The organism is Bifidobacterium margollesii, assembly GCF_002860355.1.
In the GTDB taxonomy this organism is placed as follows: Bacteria; Actinomycetota; Actinomycetes; order Actinomycetales; family Bifidobacteriaceae; genus Galliscardovia; species Galliscardovia margollesii.
The window spans coordinates 1-16,484 of sequence record NZ_NMWU01000020.1; the positions used below are offsets into that span (position 1 = coordinate 1).

The following is a 16,484-nucleotide window of genomic DNA, read 5'->3' on the forward strand; positions in this document are numbered from 1 at the left end:
TGGACGAGCCGGTATCCGAGCCCCGCCAGCGTCGAGACGATCACCGATTTCTCCCGGTTGGTGACTTCGACGCCAGCAGGGCGCGGGCTTTTTCCAGGTACGCGACCCTCGCCCTCAGGTACGCGTTCTCCTCCTCGAGGAGCTGCTCCCTCGTGGGAGCCGGTTTCGGTTTGGGCTTGGCGCCCCTGGGCCGGCCCTTCGGCTTCGGCCGCAGCGCGTCCGGGCCTCCCGCACGGTACTCGCGGCACCAGTTCTCGAGCGTCGTGATGCTCGCGATCCCGTACCGGGCCATGACCTCGGCCTTGGTCAGGCCGTGCTCCACGCGGTCGCGCGCCGCCGCGAGCTTCGTCCCGTAGTCGTATTTCCTGTTGCCGCGTTCTCCCATGAGCGCCGCCTCCCCGCCGATCCGGTACAACAACACCCATTTTTCCGCGGTCGACCGCGGCATGCAAACCCGTCCGGCCAGGGCCCTCGCCCCGATGCCCTGACGGATCAGGGCCAAGGCCGTCTTCCTGAACTCGTCGCCGTAATGGCGTCTGCGATCCCCGCACATGAGAAACCGCACCTCCGATCATCGAATCTGAATTACTCCAGTCCAACAATCGGGGTGCAGTTCATCCTCCCGCCCGGCTTCACGCCCCGCTCCCCTGCCCGGCACACGGCCTGTGTGTGGATGTTTGGGGCATCGGACCCTGTTTCGGTGAGTGGTCGAGACCGTTTCCCTAGAATTGTGGGTGCTTGCAGACAATCCTTTGCAGTTTCTGCATCCGAATCTAGGGAGGAACATCAATGGCACGTCGCTGGACGCCTCAACGATTCATGACGCTCCGCCGCATACGGGTGGCGATCTGCGCCGTGACGGTGACCGTGGCGTGCGTGCTGGGCTTCGCGCTCACCACGCATAAGACCATTGCATTGGAGGTCAACGGCAAAAAGCAGACCGTGCAGACCTATGCCATCAGCGTCGATCGACTGCTCGAAGAACAGCATATCGACGTCAAAACCCATGATCTGGTGCAATCCACATCAGGCGATATCCTCGCCAACCACGCGGTGGTAACCGTACGCAGCGCCTATCAGGCCACCATCAACATCGACGGCAAGGAAGTACCGTTCTGGACGGTCGCCACCAGCGCCGACCAGCTGCTCGGCTTCTTCAACGACAACGAGGAGCAGGCCACCAAGGTTACCGTCGACATCAAGAACGTCTACAACCAGCTCACCGGCGGCATGGTGATCAACAAGAACGGCCCGGTGGAGGTGATCGCCGACGGCAAGACCAGCGAGGCCCCGAACGGCAAGCTGCCCGCCGCCAGCATCCTTGACTCCAAAGGCATCGTGCTCGGCAAGGAAGACCGCGTCAGCGTGGAGAAGAACGGTTCGTCCACCGTACTGCGAGTCAAGCGAGTGACCCACGGCACCACCAGCAAAACGGTATCGATCCCCTACACCACGCAGACCGTATACGACGATTCGCTCGAACCCGGTACCACCGTGATCCGCCAGCAGGGCGAAGCCGGGGAGAAGAAGCAGACCTTCAACACCACGTATGTGGACGGCAAGGCGGAAACCGCCGTGCTCGCCAAGGAGGAGACCACCAAGATCGCGGTGGACGAGATCATCGCCGTCGGACCCGAAAAGCCGGCGGAGACACCATCCACCAGCCCAAGTGACGGCAGCTCCTCCGACGCCGACAAAAACGACACCGCCGACAAAAACGATTCCAGCAACGACAACGACCAGCAGAAGACCGATTCCAAGCCTGCGACAAAGCCCTCAAGCGAACCGTCGAAGACATCCGGCTCCTCGAATTCCGGCAGCTCGAACAACTCCGGATCGACCGGCAGCAACCAGTCGACGCCGAAACCGACCGCCAAGCCCACCCAGACGCAGACCAGCAAACCGACCCAGAAGCCCACAGCCACCTCCAAGCCAAACAACTCGGGCTCCTCGAATTCCGGCAGTTCGAACAACTCCGGTTCCAGCTCCCATTCGGGTCTATGGCATCCCACCGTGGCCCAGGCTCAGGCATACGCCCGCGGCGCCGCGGCCCAGCGCGGATGGACGGGCAGCGAATGGGATGCGCTCGTATGGCTGTGGAACAAGGAATCCGGATGGGATTGGTCGGCCGACAACCCATGGTCCGACGCCTACGGCATCCCGCAGGCGCTGCCCGGCAGCAAGATGGGCACCGGCTGGCAGGACGACGGTGCCGTGCAGATCAACTGGGGTCTGCAATACATCGCCGAACGCTACGGCAGCCCCACGCAGGCCAAAGCCTACTGGCTCAAGCACAACTGGTACTGATCCCGCACGCCGATCAACGTCATCGGAAGCTTCAATCCCAATCCACCAGTCACCGAACGGCAGACACGTATGACAGCACAAACCACCCGCACGCACACCGAACCCGATGAAGGCCATCCCGGTCTGCTCGGTGCCTCCGACATCCGTCGCATCGCCGCCGAAGCCGGCGTGACTCCGACCAAGAAATTCGGCCAGAATTTCGTGATCGATCCCGGTACCGTACGCCGAATCGCCAGAACCGCTGAAATCAACGCGGATTCTCAGGTTCTGGAAGTCGGCCCCGGTCTGGGTTCGCTGACTCTGGCGATTCTGGAAACCGGTGCCACGCTCACCGCCGTGGAGATCGATCCCCCGCTGGCCGAACGGCTGCCGAACACCATCGCCGAACGCATGCCCGAAGCTTCGGAACGGTTCCGCGTCATCAACCGGGACGCGCTGAAACTCAGCCCTTCCGACGTGCCGGAACTGGCTTCGGCGGAATCGTTCACGCTGGTCGCCAATCTGCCGTACAACGTGGCCACACCGATCATCATCACCCTGCTCGAACGGTTCGAAAACCTCGGCGGTTTCGTGGTGATGGTGCAGAAGGAAGTGGCCGACCGTCTCACCGAACAGCCCGGATCGAAGATCTACGGCACCCCGTCCGTGAAGCTGCAGTGGTTCGGCACGGCCGAAAAGGCCGGAACCATCGGCCGGCACGTATTCTGGCCGGCCCCGAACGTCGACTCGGCACTGGTGAAGTTCACCCGCACGCACACCGATCGCACACCGGACGACGTAGCCGACCGGGAACGCACGTTCCAGCTCGTCGACGCGGCTTTCGCCCAGCGTCGCAAAACATTGAACGCCGCGTTGAAGAAGATCCTGCCCAGGCAGGCGTTCGAACAGGCCGGCATCGATCCCGGCCGACGCGGCGAAACACTGACCATCGAAGAGTTCCGCACGCTCGCCGAAGCCGCACGAACCTTGGAATCCAGCGAATCCGAGGGGCCGTCCGGCAATGAAACACCGAACGCCCCAAACTCCTCGGCAGAAGAGGAGCATGCATAATGACGGCAGATTCACGAACCTTGACGACGGACCCATCCTCACCGGATACCGGCATTCTCACCGCGCCATTCACTTCGGTGCGCGTGGAATGCCCTGCCAAAACCAATCTCACGCTGAAAGTCGGCTCCCCCCACGCCGAGTGGGGTGGCCGGCACGCATTGGACACGATCTACTGCGGCGTGGGCGTGTACGACACCGTCACCGTAAGCGCAAAGACACCCGGCACCGGATTCTCACTGGATCTTTCCGGACGGCATCTGGGAGATCTGGCATTCGACAAGTCGGACATGCGCCGCAATCATGCGGTGATGGCCATGTTCGCCCTCGCCGAAGCAGCCGGACGAGCCCCCGACGTGGCGATCAGCCTGGAAAAACGCATACCCGTGGGAGCCGGGCTTGGCGGCGGGTCGGCGGATGCGGCCGGCACACTGCTCGCCCTCAACGATCTGTGGGAACTGCACTGGCCCGTCGAGCGTCTGGAACCCATCGCGGCCACGCTCGGCGCGGACATGCCGTTTTGCCTGCACGGCGGATTGGCGAGGGGCACCGGATACGGCGAGCGCATCGAACGACTCGACGCCGCACACATCGACCCCTCGGTGGTCGACGCCACACCGCTCGGACGCATGGTGGTAGGCGCCTATCACGCCCAGCTCAGCACACCCGACGTATACGCCGAATTCGACCGTATCGGCCGCGGGCGCGGCGACGCCAACCATTTGCAGCGGGCGGCGGTGCACCTGCATCCTCGATCCGGCGAAGCCATCGAATACGCGATGCAGGCGGGAGCGACCGCCGCATTCGTTTCCGGCAGCGGCCCGACCGTCATCGCCTGCGTGCCGGATGAGGACACTTCGGTCTCGGTGTGCCGAACATGGCAGAACCGGCGTTGCGTCGATCGGCTGTTCGAAACCACGGCACCGGTCACGCCGATCATCTCCCACCGGTAGCAGGCGGTGAACATACCGGAAATATCCGCGATAGCCGTGCCGTTGCGAGTCACACATTCGGGTTAAGGTGTAATCCATCACAGTAGTAGACGGGAAGGTACGTGATGACGACTCCGGAAGCGTTCGACGAGCGTAAGGCACGTCAGAAGTTCGTGCGCGACAGGCAGAAGATGGTGTTCTCCATCGCCATCGTGCTACTGATCGTTGCCATGGTGATCTCGCTTCTCGTGTACTTCGGCGTGATCGGCAAATCCTCCAAGGCCTCGCAGGCCGAGCAGCCGAACTATGGCGTGGTGACCGCCTGCCCCACGAAAGACAGTCAGGGCACGTCCAAGGTGTTGAACTCCAACACGGTCACCGTCCGCGTTCTCAACGCCACCTCCAACGTCGGACTCGCCAAGGCCGTAAGCTCCGCCTTGGAGAACCGCGGATTCACCATGCAGAACCCGAAGAACTATCCGGGCACCACGGTATTCAAGCGCACCGAAATCCGTTTCGGTAAGAACGGCATCAATCAGGCCTACACGCTCAAGCGTCATTTCAACGACGCCATCATGCGCATGGACGACCGTTCCGACAAGCTCGTCGACGTCGTCATCGGCTCCACCTTCTCCGTACTGGTCAACGAAAATGACGTTCAGCCCGGCGTCGGCGAGGAAATCCAAGGATTCTCCAACTGCCAGGACGCCGCCAAGATCACCAAGTTGGCTAAGGCCCCCGATCACACCGCCGTCAAGTAGTGGGGTGTGGGGATGGAGCGTCCTCCACGTTGCAGGACGCTCGACGCACCCCCGTACGCCTTCGCATCCCGCGCCTTGAGGCCACACGCATCCCCACACCCCACGCCAACAGGGATGGAGCGTCCTCCTTTGAGGGAAGCCAAGTGGTCGCACGGACGGTAGAAACCGCCCACCCCTATGGGGCTTCCCCCTTTGGGGGAAGCTGTCGGCGATAGCCGACTGATGAGGGACCATGAGCAAGACAACAGGTGAAACACGCGCCGAGTGCTTCACCTGACCCACCTCATCAGTCAGCCTTCGGCTGCCAGCCTCCCCTCATAGGGGAAGCCTGATAAGGACTCGGCTTGAACTACTGCGCGGAGCGCTCCGCGTACCAGCGCCTGAGTTCAGCCTCGGCTTCGTCATGCTCAGCCGGCCCGTGGTCCAAACGGAACTCCAGCATATGCCGATACGCCTCGCCGACGATCGGCCCTGGTTCCACGCCAAGAATCTCGATGATCTCATTGCCGTTGAGATCGGGGCGAATCGCGTCGATGTCCTCGCGTTTCTTCAGTTCGATCACGCGCGCTTCCATGTCGTCCATCGCTTCGGAGAACATGCGCGCCTTGCGCTTGTTCTGCGTGGTGGCGTCGGCCCTGGTAAGCCGGTTGAGCCGATGGTAGAGGTGGCCGGCGTCGCGCACGTACCGCCGCACCGCGGAATCGGTCCACGGCTCGTCGATGTACCCGTGGAATCGCAGGTGCAGGGCCACGAGGTCGGAGACGTCCTCGATGAGATGATGATCGAACCGCAGTGCTTTGAGTCGTTTGCGGGTGAGCTTGGCTCCGACGAGATCATGCCGGTGGAAGCTCACCTTGCCGCCGGGCTCGAATCGTCGGGTCTTCGGCTTGCCCACATCGTGCATCAACGCCGCGAGCCGCAGGGTGAGATCCGGCCGCGGTACGGGACCGTCCGGACCGGTTTCGAGGGCAATGGCACGATCCAGCACCATCAGCGTGTGCTCGAATACATCTTTGTGACGGTGATGCTCATCGAGTTCGAGCTGCAATGCGGGCAGTTCGGGCAGCACGATGTCGGCAAGACCGGATTCCACAAGCGCTTCAAGTCCGGCACGCGGATTGTCGCTGAGCAGCAGCTTGGTGAGCTCGTCACGCACCCGTTCCGCCGAAACGATCTCGATCCGGTCAACCATGCGGGTGATCGCTTCCGCCGTTTCGGGTTCGATGCGGAAGCCGAGCTGCGCGACGAATCGTACCGCACGCATCATGCGCAGCGGATCATCGTCGAACGACTGGGCGGGATCGACCGGCGTGCGCAGAATCTTCTTGTTGAGATCGTTGGCGCCGTTGAACGGGTCGACGAACTCGCACTGCGGAACGCGCAACGCCATGGCGTTGACGGTGAAATCCCTCCGGGAAAGATCGCCCTCCAGCGAATCGCCGTAATTGACTTCGGGCTTACGGGAATCCGGATCATAGGTGTCACGACGGTAGGTGGTCACCTCCACGCCGATCTCACTGCCATCGGCCCGTCGCTTCATCGCGCCGAGCGTACCGAACTTACGGCCCATATCCCAAAAACCATGACCCCACTTACGTAGGATCGGCTCGAATTCCTCGGGACGAGCGGAAGTGCAGAAGTCAAGGTCGTGCGATGGGCGTTGGAGCAGCAGATCCCGCACCGGGCCGCCCACCAACGCCAGCTCATAGCCGTGCTCGTTGAACAGTTCGCCCAGTTCGATCGCCTCGGGCCATACCTCGAATCCCACACTTGCTCCTTTCGCTTTGCGCAATCAAGCTTACCGTTACCCCACCTGCACAATGTTTTGCGTATTGTATGGAGTATGACTACTCCCGGAGATGTTGCGCGCATGATGGCCCGTGCCGCCCATTCTTCGGGCGATCATGCCCAAAATCAAGCGGATTCCGAGGATCAGGACGTCGGTTCGTCAATCTACGATCCTCAGCCTCTCTACAGTTCGGAAACTCCGCTATATGGACAAAATGCCACATTCCGACTTTCCGAATCCGACATCGAGTTCCGGGAAACTCGCATCGACACGCAGGAGCTGGCCGACGGTTCGGTTTCGCTGCGACCCACACCGGCCATCATGGCCAGGAAACAGAGCCAACCCTCCACATTCGCTTCGCTTGACACCTACGAACTGCCCGTGGTCCGCGAGTATTCGGCCGGCGGGCTGATCTTCGACGATCAGGATCGTGTGGCGATCATCGCCCGGCATTCCCGTTCCGGACATTTGGAATGGTGTTTGCCAAAAGGGCATATCGAGAAAGGCGAGACCCCCGAACAGACCGCCGTGCGCGAGGTGCACGAAGAGACGGGCATTCTCGGCGAGATCATCACCTCCATCGCCACCATTGACTACTGGTTCACCGGCACCACCCAACGTGTGCACAAACTGGTCCATCATTATGCGCTGAGGATGATCGGCGGCGAACTCACCGTGGAGGGAGACCCCGATCATGAGGCCGAGGACGCGATTTGGGTACGGTTTGATGACTTGAACGATGTGCTGAGTTATCCTAACGAGCGTAGGATTGCTTGGTTGTATGCACGAAAGCATAAGCGATAGCATCAGAAATCCGGAAGCGAAGTAAGGCCGATCGTTGCGCAGTGAGACCGTATCCCGTCTCGACCGCGGCCCGGGGGGCATGCCCTGCGAGTCGTGGCGCTTCCGCATATGCTCATACGTTTCGTCAACCGTGTTCCGCATGGCTGCGACAATCCCCTCGGCAGTCGGCCGGTTCGCCCTGATCCTGCTGGTCGCCGTGCTGATTGTGGCCGAGGCGAATCCGGCATCCGCCTCGGCCGCGGAACAGTCACCGTCGGCCTCATCGTCATCGGCCTCATTGTCGTCGTCATCATCGTCCACTTCCTCGTCGGATTCGACCTCACGGACAAGCACCACGCAGACAAGCACCACGCAGTCGAACACCGTGAATCTGCTGATCGAATCCGGAACCAGTTTCGTCATCACCCACAACAGCGGCTACAAGGCCACGGTGACCATCCGCAACAACACCAACCAGCGCGTGGAAGCCGGAACATTGGAGGTCCTCACCAATTCCCGGTATTCCTTCGATTCGAGTCTGCTGATGCAGGAATGGGCGGACAACGCCGAAGGCATTGACCCCCGACTCGACCATCTGCCCACGGTACTCGGATCGACAACCGTGGGAGCCATCGACGCCGGGAAAAGCAGTACCGTCACCATCACCGTGCCGGCCAACGACGGCGTGATGTCACTGTTCACCACATGGGGTCCGAAACCGTTGGATTTCAAGTATTCCAGCCGATCCGCCGATACGGTTCACATGCATTCCTTCGTCACGCGCACGCAGAGCGGCCTGAACATCGAGGCCACGCCGAAGCTTGGCGTGGTGATGGCGATGCCGCTCACCTCCTCGCAGTGGAAGGTCGGTGACTCGTCGGTCAAACGGCTACTCACCCAACGACCATCGACCGCCTCCGAATCGAAGCTGGGCATCACCACGCTGAGCAGTGACGCGAAAACCGAGCAGACACTGCTGTCGTCGGTATTGCAGCGGCATACGAACATTCAGACCATATCCGACCCGGATTATCTCTCCTCGTTCACCGACCAACCCCGGACCACGGCCATCATGCAGCCGGAAGGCTTTGACATCGCCGCCGCTTCGGTGGACTACGACGGGGCCGACTGGCAGTCGGCCGGCATAACCCCCGATTCGTGGAATGCCGAACGGTCATTGGAATTGTACCGATCGGCGACGGGAACGGATGCCGGTCAGGCGAACGATCTCGCCGCAGTACAGACGACACAGGCCGATCCGGCCGCAATCGCCTGGCAGAGCAAGGCTTCGTGGAGCCTTAAGGCGCTGACGCTTGCCAAACAGCAGGGATACGGCACGGTGGTCGCGGAATCCGATTACGAGCCCGACACGCCCAGCGCCGTACACACGTCGAAGATGGTGGTGAACACCGAGGCCGGAGCGGTGACCGTACTCAACACGCAACGGGAGCTGAGCACGCTGGCTCAGGACACCGCCACCTCTCACACGGCCAGCGCGGAGAACACCTTCACCGGGAGGATCTCCCGCTTCATCGCGCAGAGCGCGCTCTACCAGACGGAAGCTCCGTACGAGGATCGCGAACTGCTGGTGTCGCTGGGTTCCAGTCCGGATTCCGAACATCTCGAAACGCTAATGACCGCGTTGGAATCCTGCTCGTGGCTGAAATTCGATTCGCTGAGCACACTGATGAAGGCCAAGACGTACGTCGGCACCGATGAGGCGAACGCGCGGGCGGCGAAGGTCGCCCAGTTGAGCGGCCAGGACGCGCAGACGGTGGAGGACGCCCTGCGAACGCTGACCTCGTCGCGAGAGATGATCATGCGGTTCGAAAGCAACGTGCTGGACGATGCGAACCGCAGCGAACAGCCCAAACCGTCCGCAAGCACCACCACGCTGATCGGCGGCGGCGACGCCCAACCCAAGAGCACGCTGACCGCCAAGCAGTGGATGAATCAGATTCTCGCCGCACACGACGAAATGGCACTCAAGGCGTTCAGCCCGTCAAGCGTTCAGAACACGATCATGACCCGCGGCGCGCGGCAGATGGCGTATCAGCTGTATTCAGGCGTGTCTCTGGCCCAGCCCGACGCGATCAACATCGTCAGCCAAAGCGCCAAAATGCCGATCACCATCGCCAATAACCATCCGTACGCGGTGCGGGTGAGATTCGCCTCGGCCAGCGACTCGGGACTGTTCTCCACCACGCATGACGGTGAAGTGTCGGTACCCCCGAATTCCGAAGTGCAGGACACCGTCACCGTGCAGGTGCTGCAATCCGGGACCGCGAACATCCACATCACCCTGCAGGATCATGAAGGCAACAGTTTCGGGGCGGGCGTCGATGCGCGAGTAACCAGCGTGCTGCAGATCAACGACCGCAGCGGATACGTGATTCTGGCTTTGGCCGCGGTGCTGGGAGTGGTCGGATTGTGGCGTCAATTCCATCGCGTAAAGGATCCCGACGAATGAGTTCGAACAACGGCAACGACAACAACGGCGAGACCACCCGCAACGGCAGCGACACCAACTCGGTGGGGCGCAACTCCATGATCATGGCCGTCGGTACGGCCGCGTCTCGTGTCACCGGCCAGATTCGGTCGATCCTGCTGGCCGCGGCGATCGGCACCACTGGTATTGCGGCAAACGCCTATCAAACCGGTTCGATGATCCCGCAGGTGATCTTCACCCTGGTTTCCGGGGGCATCTTCAACGCCGTGCTGGTTCCGCAGATCGTCAAGACGCTCAAGCACAAGGACGCCAACGAACGGCTGAACAAGCTCATCACCGTGGCCATCGCACTGCTGGTGAGCATCACGCTGGTGATGATGCTGGCCACCCCGCTGGTCACCCGACTGTATGTGAATCCGAACTGGGCGCCGGAGCAGCGCGCGTTGGTCAACTCGTTCACCCTGTGGTGCATGCCGCAGATCTTCTTCTACGGCCTGTATCTGGTGCTTGGGCAGATTCTGGCGGCCAAAGGCCGGTTCGGCATGTACGCGTGGAGTTCGGTGTTCGCCAACATCGTCAGCTGCACCGGATTCATCCTGTTCATCGTGCTGTTCGGCAACGCGTCACGTCAGCCGATGGGATTCTGGACGAACGACAAGGTGTTCCTCACCGCCGGCACATGGACGTTGGGCGTGGCCGTTCAGGCGATCGTGCTGTTCATCCCGCTGATGCGTCTCGGCCTTCGATACCGGGTGAAATGGGGCGTGCACGGCATCGGCCTGCGTTCGATGGGCAAGGTGGCGATCTGGTCGTTGGCGTTGACCGTGCTGAATCTGTTGGTCGGCATGGTCACCTCGCAGGTGAACACCGGCGCTCCGCATGCCGGCAACGATCTGTACGGCATCGCCGGCAATGGATCGTATCAGTATGCGTATTCGCTGTATATTCTGCCGTATTCGCTGATCGCGGTTTCGATCACCACGGCGGTGTTCCCGAAGCTTTCGCGGGCCATCGCGGATCATGATCTCGATACGGCCCGCGAGGATCTGAGCTCCTCGATCCGTTCCGTGGCGCTGACGATGTGCTTCTTCACGGCGGCGCTGATCGCCATGCCTGTGCCGATCACCCGCGCGCTGCTGCCGTCGGTGAGTGTGCAGGAGGCGCAGCTGATCGCCGGGCCGATGATCGGATTGTCGATCGGCTTGGTGCCGGTGAGCGTGTTCCTGCTCATCCAGCGCACCTTCTATGCGTTCGAAGACGGCAGGAGCCCGTTCCTGTACGCGCTGCTGAACAACGGCGTGCAGATGGTGCTGCTGCTCACGGCGATCAAGGTGTTTCCGCCGCGATATTGGGCGATGCTCGTCGGGCTTACGCTGTCGGTCGCCTATTTCGCCAGCGTGCCGGTGATCTTCTTGATTCTGCGGAAGCGGTTCAACGGTAATCTCGACGGCAAACGGATCGTGCTGCTGCACGTCAAGGCCGGACTGGCCGCCGTGGCGGCGGGATTGGCCGGATGGCTCGCGGGCAAGCCGCTGATGGCGGTGCTGGGCGTACGACTGGGGTCTGATTTCGGGCCGGGCGGCGCTCCCGCTCCCGCGAATGGCGGAACGGCCGCAGCGGCTGGAGCGGGAACGGCGCCGGCCGCGCATATGAGTTGGATCAGCGCGTTGATCATCTGCGTGGTGCTTACCATCGTGATCGCCGTGGTGTATGCGGCACTGCTGTGGGCGCTGCGTGTGCGGGAGTTCAATGATTTGATCGGCGTGGTCCAGCGTCGGGTGCTGCATCGGGGCGCAGGTTCCGCTGCGGCTAATACAGGCGGTGCAGGCAATACCGGCAATACACGCAATACGGATGGCGGCACCGCGAACGACAGCGACGGCACCGGCACGGCCGAGAATGCACCGCGCAACCCCGACGCCGCCGAGAACGGTTCGGAATCCGCTTCGCATCAGTCCGCACCGGCCACCACGGTCACTGCGGCGGCGGCACGGCCGACGGGCATCCCCACTTATAGAATGACAACATCCGATAATCCTTTGCAGAATCGATTCGCGTACGGGAAGAGCAGCACTATGTTGAAACCGGGACTTGGAGACACCCTGATCGATCGCTACACCTTGGTACAGGTGTTGCGCGACGAGCCGGGTCTGGCCGCTTGGCGCGCCAACGACAGGACGATGGCACGAGACTGCCAGATCTTCCTCATCACCAATACTGAAATCGCTTTCACAGCGAATGAGGTGGCATCGGCGCTGGCACTGAATCCAAACCCCCGATTCACCCCCATCCAACAGATTCGCAACGAGGGTGGCGTCTGCCTGATCGTCACCGATCTCGATCCCGGCATCTCCCTGGCCCGTCACCTCGCGCACAATGCCGACCATCCTGATCAGGCGCTCAGCTCCGAGGCGATTCGCACGATCATCGGAGAAACGGTGGAAGCAGCGAACTCGCTGCGAACCGCAGGATTGAATCACCGGGCCATCAGCTCGAACACGATCCGCATCACCGCCCAGGGCATCACACTCGCCGACGCCCCCGTCTCCGCCGCACTGATCACACCGCAGCTCAAGGCCGGGGAAAATCCCGACTCCGAAGCGTTGACCATCCGTCAGCTCGCCGCCGTGCTGTTCGAAATGGTCACCGGTCACGTCTTCACGCCGAACTCCGGCGTGACGCCCGAAGCCATCCGGGAAGACACCCCCGAAGAGTTCCGTATTCTCTGCGTGCGCGGTCTTGGACTGCATCGTGAAGGCGAATCCGTGCCGGTGCCGATCAGCACGCTCGACGAGTTCGAGGCACTGCTCGGCTCATGGAAAACGATGTCCGAGCTGACCAAGGACGATATCGATCTCGCTTCCCACCCGTCCAGCCAATCGATCGAACTGGTGGCGGTCACTCCGGTGGAAACCACGGAGCTCGCCGCCATTCCCGAATCCTTCATGTCTCACCCTACCGCGGCGCAGGAACCATCCGCACTGACCAACGGTAGGAACGAGTGGAATGCGAATCAGCTGCTCTTCCCCGCCAAGCAGGAGGTCGATCTCGTCTCTCCCGACGAGTTCGAGCAGAATCTGATGGAACCGCTGCAGATGAACGGCCGCGGCAGCAACGCCAAGCCGACCGTCGGCCTCGACGTCTCTTCGATTCGGCACCCGAACGACACCGACAACATCAATCTCAGCAATACCAACACCGATAATCTGCCGCCGGTGTTTCCCCCGGCCGCAGCGAACGTCGGTGCCGCCACAGCCGCCGCACAGGAGCCGATCGACAGTGAGGCCACGGTGGTTATGGCGCCGATCCCCGAGGGGTATGAGCCGCAGCCCGCCGCGGAACCGCCCGCTTACGAGAATCTCGGCGACGCGGACACCGACGATGACGGCTCCGAACCGGCGACCAAGGGACTGAGCGGATGGAAGCGCATCACCATCATCGCGGTGATCATCATTGCGCTGCTGGGTGTCGGTTTCGGCGCCGCCGCCGCGCTTGGCGTGTTCTCCCCGAAGGAGGAAGCCAAGAAGTCCGATCCGTGGCCGTCGATCAATACGTCCGAGGTCGCGTTCCCCTCGCAGGGTTCCAGCGCTTCGGCTTCCGCAACGGCGTCCGCAACACCCTCGCAGAGCGCTTCCCCGAGCAAGAGCGCATCCGCTTCATCTTCGGCGTCCCCGACGTCGAGCGCTTCGTCTCCCGCGGCGACAAGCGGCAAGACCGGCGAAGTGATCACCGCCGATAAGGAGGCCAAGAGCGTCCCCGCTCCGGCCAAGCCGAAGAACACCACTGAATACGAGACGAATACGCAGACCTACCTGAACATGCCGAACAACCTGCAGGGCCGTGGCTGGTACGTGCAACTCACCCAGCCGCAGGACGTGTACAAGATGCAGATTGCGATCAAGGGCGGTGGTGGTTCCGGCCAGATCTACGCCGGTGCCACGCAGGATAATCCGACAGGTGGCGAGAAGGTGGCCGACTTCAACTTCTCCGATACCGGCGTGACCGACGTGGAGTTCACCAAGACGGTGAAGACGCAGGATCTGGTGATCTGGGTGCCGCTCGACACCACGCCGAACAACGGTCGAAGCCTGTACTTCAACTACGTGAAGGTGTACTAGAAGAACACACCGGGCAAGGCCCCGGAGATCGATCGCATAGCCAGCAACGGCGGGGTGGGAATAGCACGGTATTCCCACCCCGCCGTTTCATATGCCGCCCTGCCATGATTCGTCCCCTACGTAAGTGGTATGGAACCTCGGCTAGCGGTAGACCACTCAGGCGAGTGTGTCCTTGATCGCACCGACGAAGTAGTCCAGATCGTCCGGCTTGCGAGAGGTGATCAGACGCCAGCCGTCGGCATCATCCACATGCACCTGCTCGTCGACGTACTACCCGCCGGCATTCTCGATATCGGCCTGAATGTAACGGCAGGGGGATGCGGTCTTACCGGAGATCAGTCCGGCATTGACCAGCAGCCAAGCACCATGACAGATCGCGGCGATCGGCTTGCCTGCGCGGGCGAATTCCTGCGTCAATGCGATGGCGTCCTCGTTCACGCGGATACGGTCCACATTGCAGGTGCCGCCGGGCACGACGAGCAGATCGTAATCGTCGGCGTTCACATCGGCCAGCAAAGCGTCCGGAGTCAGCGTCTCGCCCTCATAACGATCGTGCTGCACGGTTTCGCATGGATCAAGCGTGGTTGCCGCCAGAGTCACGCTTGCGCCGGCTTCCTTGAGGTCGCGCAGCGGCCGGGTCAGCTCGGTTTCCTCGATACCCCAATTGTTGACGATGATCAGCACCTTCGATTGTGCTACGGACATGAGTGCTCCTTTGATTGCGTTAGGTTGCGCTGCCTTCGGCTGCCGTATTACCGGCAAGCAGAGTTTGACGAATCGATTGTTCCGCCCATATTCATTATGCCGTGCCTGCACCTGCTGCCTGACCGTGCCACTCCTGTTGGGCTGGTGGCTGAACCATACGGATGCCTCTGTTGTACCGTGGAGGCATGGCAGAACATGTACATAACGCGATCATCATCGGTTCCGGCCCGGCGGGTTACACCGCGGCGATTTATCTGGGGCGAGCCGGATACGCTCCGCTGCTGATCGCCGGAGCGTTGACTCCGGGCGGTCAGCTGATCAACACCACTGAGGTGGAGAATTTCCCCGGCTTCCCGGATGGCGTTCTCGGTCCTGATCTGATGGATCGGATGAAAGCGCAGGCCCAGCGATTCGGCACGGAGATTCTGTATCGGGATGCGGTGAAGACGTCGCTTGACGCCGAAATCAAGACGGTCACCACGGATGACGGTTCCGTATATTCGGCACGGACGGTGATTCTGGCGACCGGCTCCTCCTATCGCAAGCTTGGGGTGCCGGGAGAGGAACGGTATTCCGGTAACGGTGTGTCGTATTGTGCGACCTGTGACGGTTCGTTCTTCCGCGATCAGCCGATCGTAGTGATCGGCGGCGGTGATTCCGCTATGGAGGAGGCGGACTTTCTCTCTCGATTCGGCTCATCGGTCACCCTGATTCACCGTCGGGATGAATTCCGCGCGTCGAAGATCATGGTTGATCGCGTGCGCAGGAATCCGAAGATCTCGTTGCTGATGAACACCGTGGTGACGCGCATACTGGGCGACAAGGAGTACCAGGCGGAACTGCCTGAGGGGGCGGTTTCGCAGACCGGGTCTGTTTCGGCGGCGGAGTCGGGTTTGGCGGCAGAGGGGATTTCACTGCCGGTTCAGAAGCCGATGGATGATCCGGCATTGTCAACGGCGTTCAGCGTATTCGGAGGTGGTACGTCGTCGGGTGCTCTGTCGTTGGGCGCGACGACGGTGAATATCGGTTCCGGTACGTCCGGTGATTCCGATGCGGATTCGCCTTCCGGTTTCGCTGCGGTGTTCGGTACGCCGACGGACAGGACCGCAACGGACAAGACCGCTATGAACAAGGAGTCCGCGGCTGCGGTCGAGGTCCGTAATGTGCTCTCCGGAGAGACCGATCTTATTCCCGCCAACGGCATCTTCGTGGCCATCGGGCATGTGCCGCAGACAGGATTCCTCGATTCGGCGTTGCGCTTGGATGATGACGGATATATTCCGGTTGACGGGGGCTCCACGCGAACCAACCTCTCCGGAGTGTTCGCGGCGGGCGACGCCGTGGATCGCGTCTACCGTCAGGCCATCTCGGCCGCCGGCATGGGATGTCGAGCCGCGCTTGACGCTCAGGAATATCTGACTCGATAACCGCCGCTCGCCTCGTTGCTGCGTGCATCACACCCATTACCATTGCATGTTATGCACCATTGCATGTTTCACGTGAAACACTGCTGACAATGCTGTGTTTCACGTGAAACATCGTCTGTGAAACGCCGCGGTCGCTCATGGTTTCACCTAGAACAACCCGGTCCCA

Annotated in this window: 10 protein-coding genes and 1 pseudogene; 8 read left to right on the plus strand and 3 right to left on the minus strand. The window is 61.6% G+C overall.

The annotated features are described in order from the left end of the window. Positions 1 to 40: 40 nt before the first annotated feature. Positions 41 to 553, minus strand: coding sequence for a helix-turn-helix domain-containing protein (locus tag Uis1B_RS05755; protein ID WP_101616300.1), 513 nt, complete (start codon positions 551 to 553; stop codon positions 41 to 43). A 236-nt stretch (positions 554 to 789) separates the two neighbouring features. Here Uis1B_RS05755 and Uis1B_RS05760 point away from each other — a divergent pair, with 236 nt between their 5' ends. The 4 genes from Uis1B_RS05760 (at position 790) to Uis1B_RS05775 (ending at position 5,047) form a co-directional block, all read left to right on the plus strand. After that, positions 790 to 2,307, plus strand: a complete 1,518-nt coding sequence (locus tag Uis1B_RS05760; protein WP_101616420.1) for an aggregation-promoting factor C-terminal-like domain-containing protein — start codon at positions 790 to 792, stop codon at positions 2,305 to 2,307. Between the two features lie 69 nt (positions 2,308 to 2,376). Beyond that, a complete protein-coding gene (gene rsmA, locus Uis1B_RS05765) occupies positions 2,377 to 3,357 on the plus strand; it encodes a 16S rRNA (adenine(1518)-N(6)/adenine(1519)-N(6))-dimethyltransferase RsmA (protein WP_101616422.1) in 981 nt (326 codons plus the stop codon). Further along, positions 3,357 to 4,307, plus strand: coding sequence for a 4-(cytidine 5'-diphospho)-2-C-methyl-D-erythritol kinase (locus tag Uis1B_RS05770; RefSeq protein ID WP_101616424.1), 951 nt, complete (start codon positions 3,357 to 3,359; stop codon positions 4,305 to 4,307). The genes rsmA and Uis1B_RS05770 overlap by 1 nt, the downstream gene beginning before the upstream one ends. A gap of 104 nt (positions 4,308 to 4,411) precedes the next feature. Further along, complete coding sequence (locus Uis1B_RS05775; protein WP_101616426.1) at positions 4,412 to 5,047, plus strand: LytR C-terminal domain-containing protein; 636 nt, start codon at positions 4,412 to 4,414, stop codon at positions 5,045 to 5,047. A 349-nt stretch (positions 5,048 to 5,396) separates the two neighbouring features. On the opposite strand, the gene Uis1B_RS05780 is transcribed toward Uis1B_RS05775, so the two are convergent. Next, positions 5,397 to 6,815 (minus strand): CCA tRNA nucleotidyltransferase, encoded by a 1,419-nt coding sequence (locus tag Uis1B_RS05780; RefSeq protein ID WP_101616428.1) that lies wholly within the window; start codon positions 6,813 to 6,815, stop codon positions 5,397 to 5,399. Positions 6,816 to 6,890: 75 nt separating this feature from the next. Between Uis1B_RS05780 and Uis1B_RS12455 the strand changes: the two genes are divergently transcribed. The 3 genes from Uis1B_RS12455 to Uis1B_RS05795 all read left to right on the plus strand — a co-directional run bounded on the left by Uis1B_RS12455 (position 6,891) and on the right by Uis1B_RS05795 (position 14,186). After that, the gene (locus tag Uis1B_RS12455) at positions 6,891 to 7,640 is read left to right on the plus strand and encodes an NUDIX hydrolase (RefSeq protein WP_207763385.1); all 750 of its coding nucleotides are present in this window, start codon (positions 6,891 to 6,893) and stop codon (positions 7,638 to 7,640) included. 139 nt (positions 7,641 to 7,779) lie between these two features. Further along, on the plus strand, positions 7,780 to 10,089 hold the full coding sequence (locus Uis1B_RS05790; RefSeq protein ID WP_101616429.1) for a DUF6049 family protein: 2,310 nt from the start codon (positions 7,780 to 7,782) through the stop codon (positions 10,087 to 10,089). Beyond that, positions 10,086 to 14,186 carry a murein biosynthesis integral membrane protein MurJ gene (locus Uis1B_RS05795; protein ID WP_101616431.1) on the plus strand — a complete coding sequence of 1,367 codons (4,101 nt, stop codon included), beginning with the start codon at positions 10,086 to 10,088 and terminating at the stop codon, positions 14,184 to 14,186. The genes Uis1B_RS05790 and Uis1B_RS05795 overlap by 4 nt, the downstream gene beginning before the upstream one ends. Before the next feature lie 156 nt (positions 14,187 to 14,342). Here Uis1B_RS05795 and Uis1B_RS05800 read toward each other — a convergent pair. Then, positions 14,343 to 14,891: pseudogene (locus Uis1B_RS05800) on the minus strand (type 1 glutamine amidotransferase domain-containing protein). A gap of 185 nt (positions 14,892 to 15,076) precedes the next feature. Here Uis1B_RS05800 and Uis1B_RS05805 point away from each other — a divergent pair. After that, a complete protein-coding gene (locus Uis1B_RS05805; RefSeq protein WP_101616433.1) occupies positions 15,077 to 16,318 on the plus strand; it encodes an NAD(P)/FAD-dependent oxidoreductase in 1,242 nt (413 codons plus the stop codon). Positions 16,319 to 16,484: the final 166 nt, after the last annotated feature.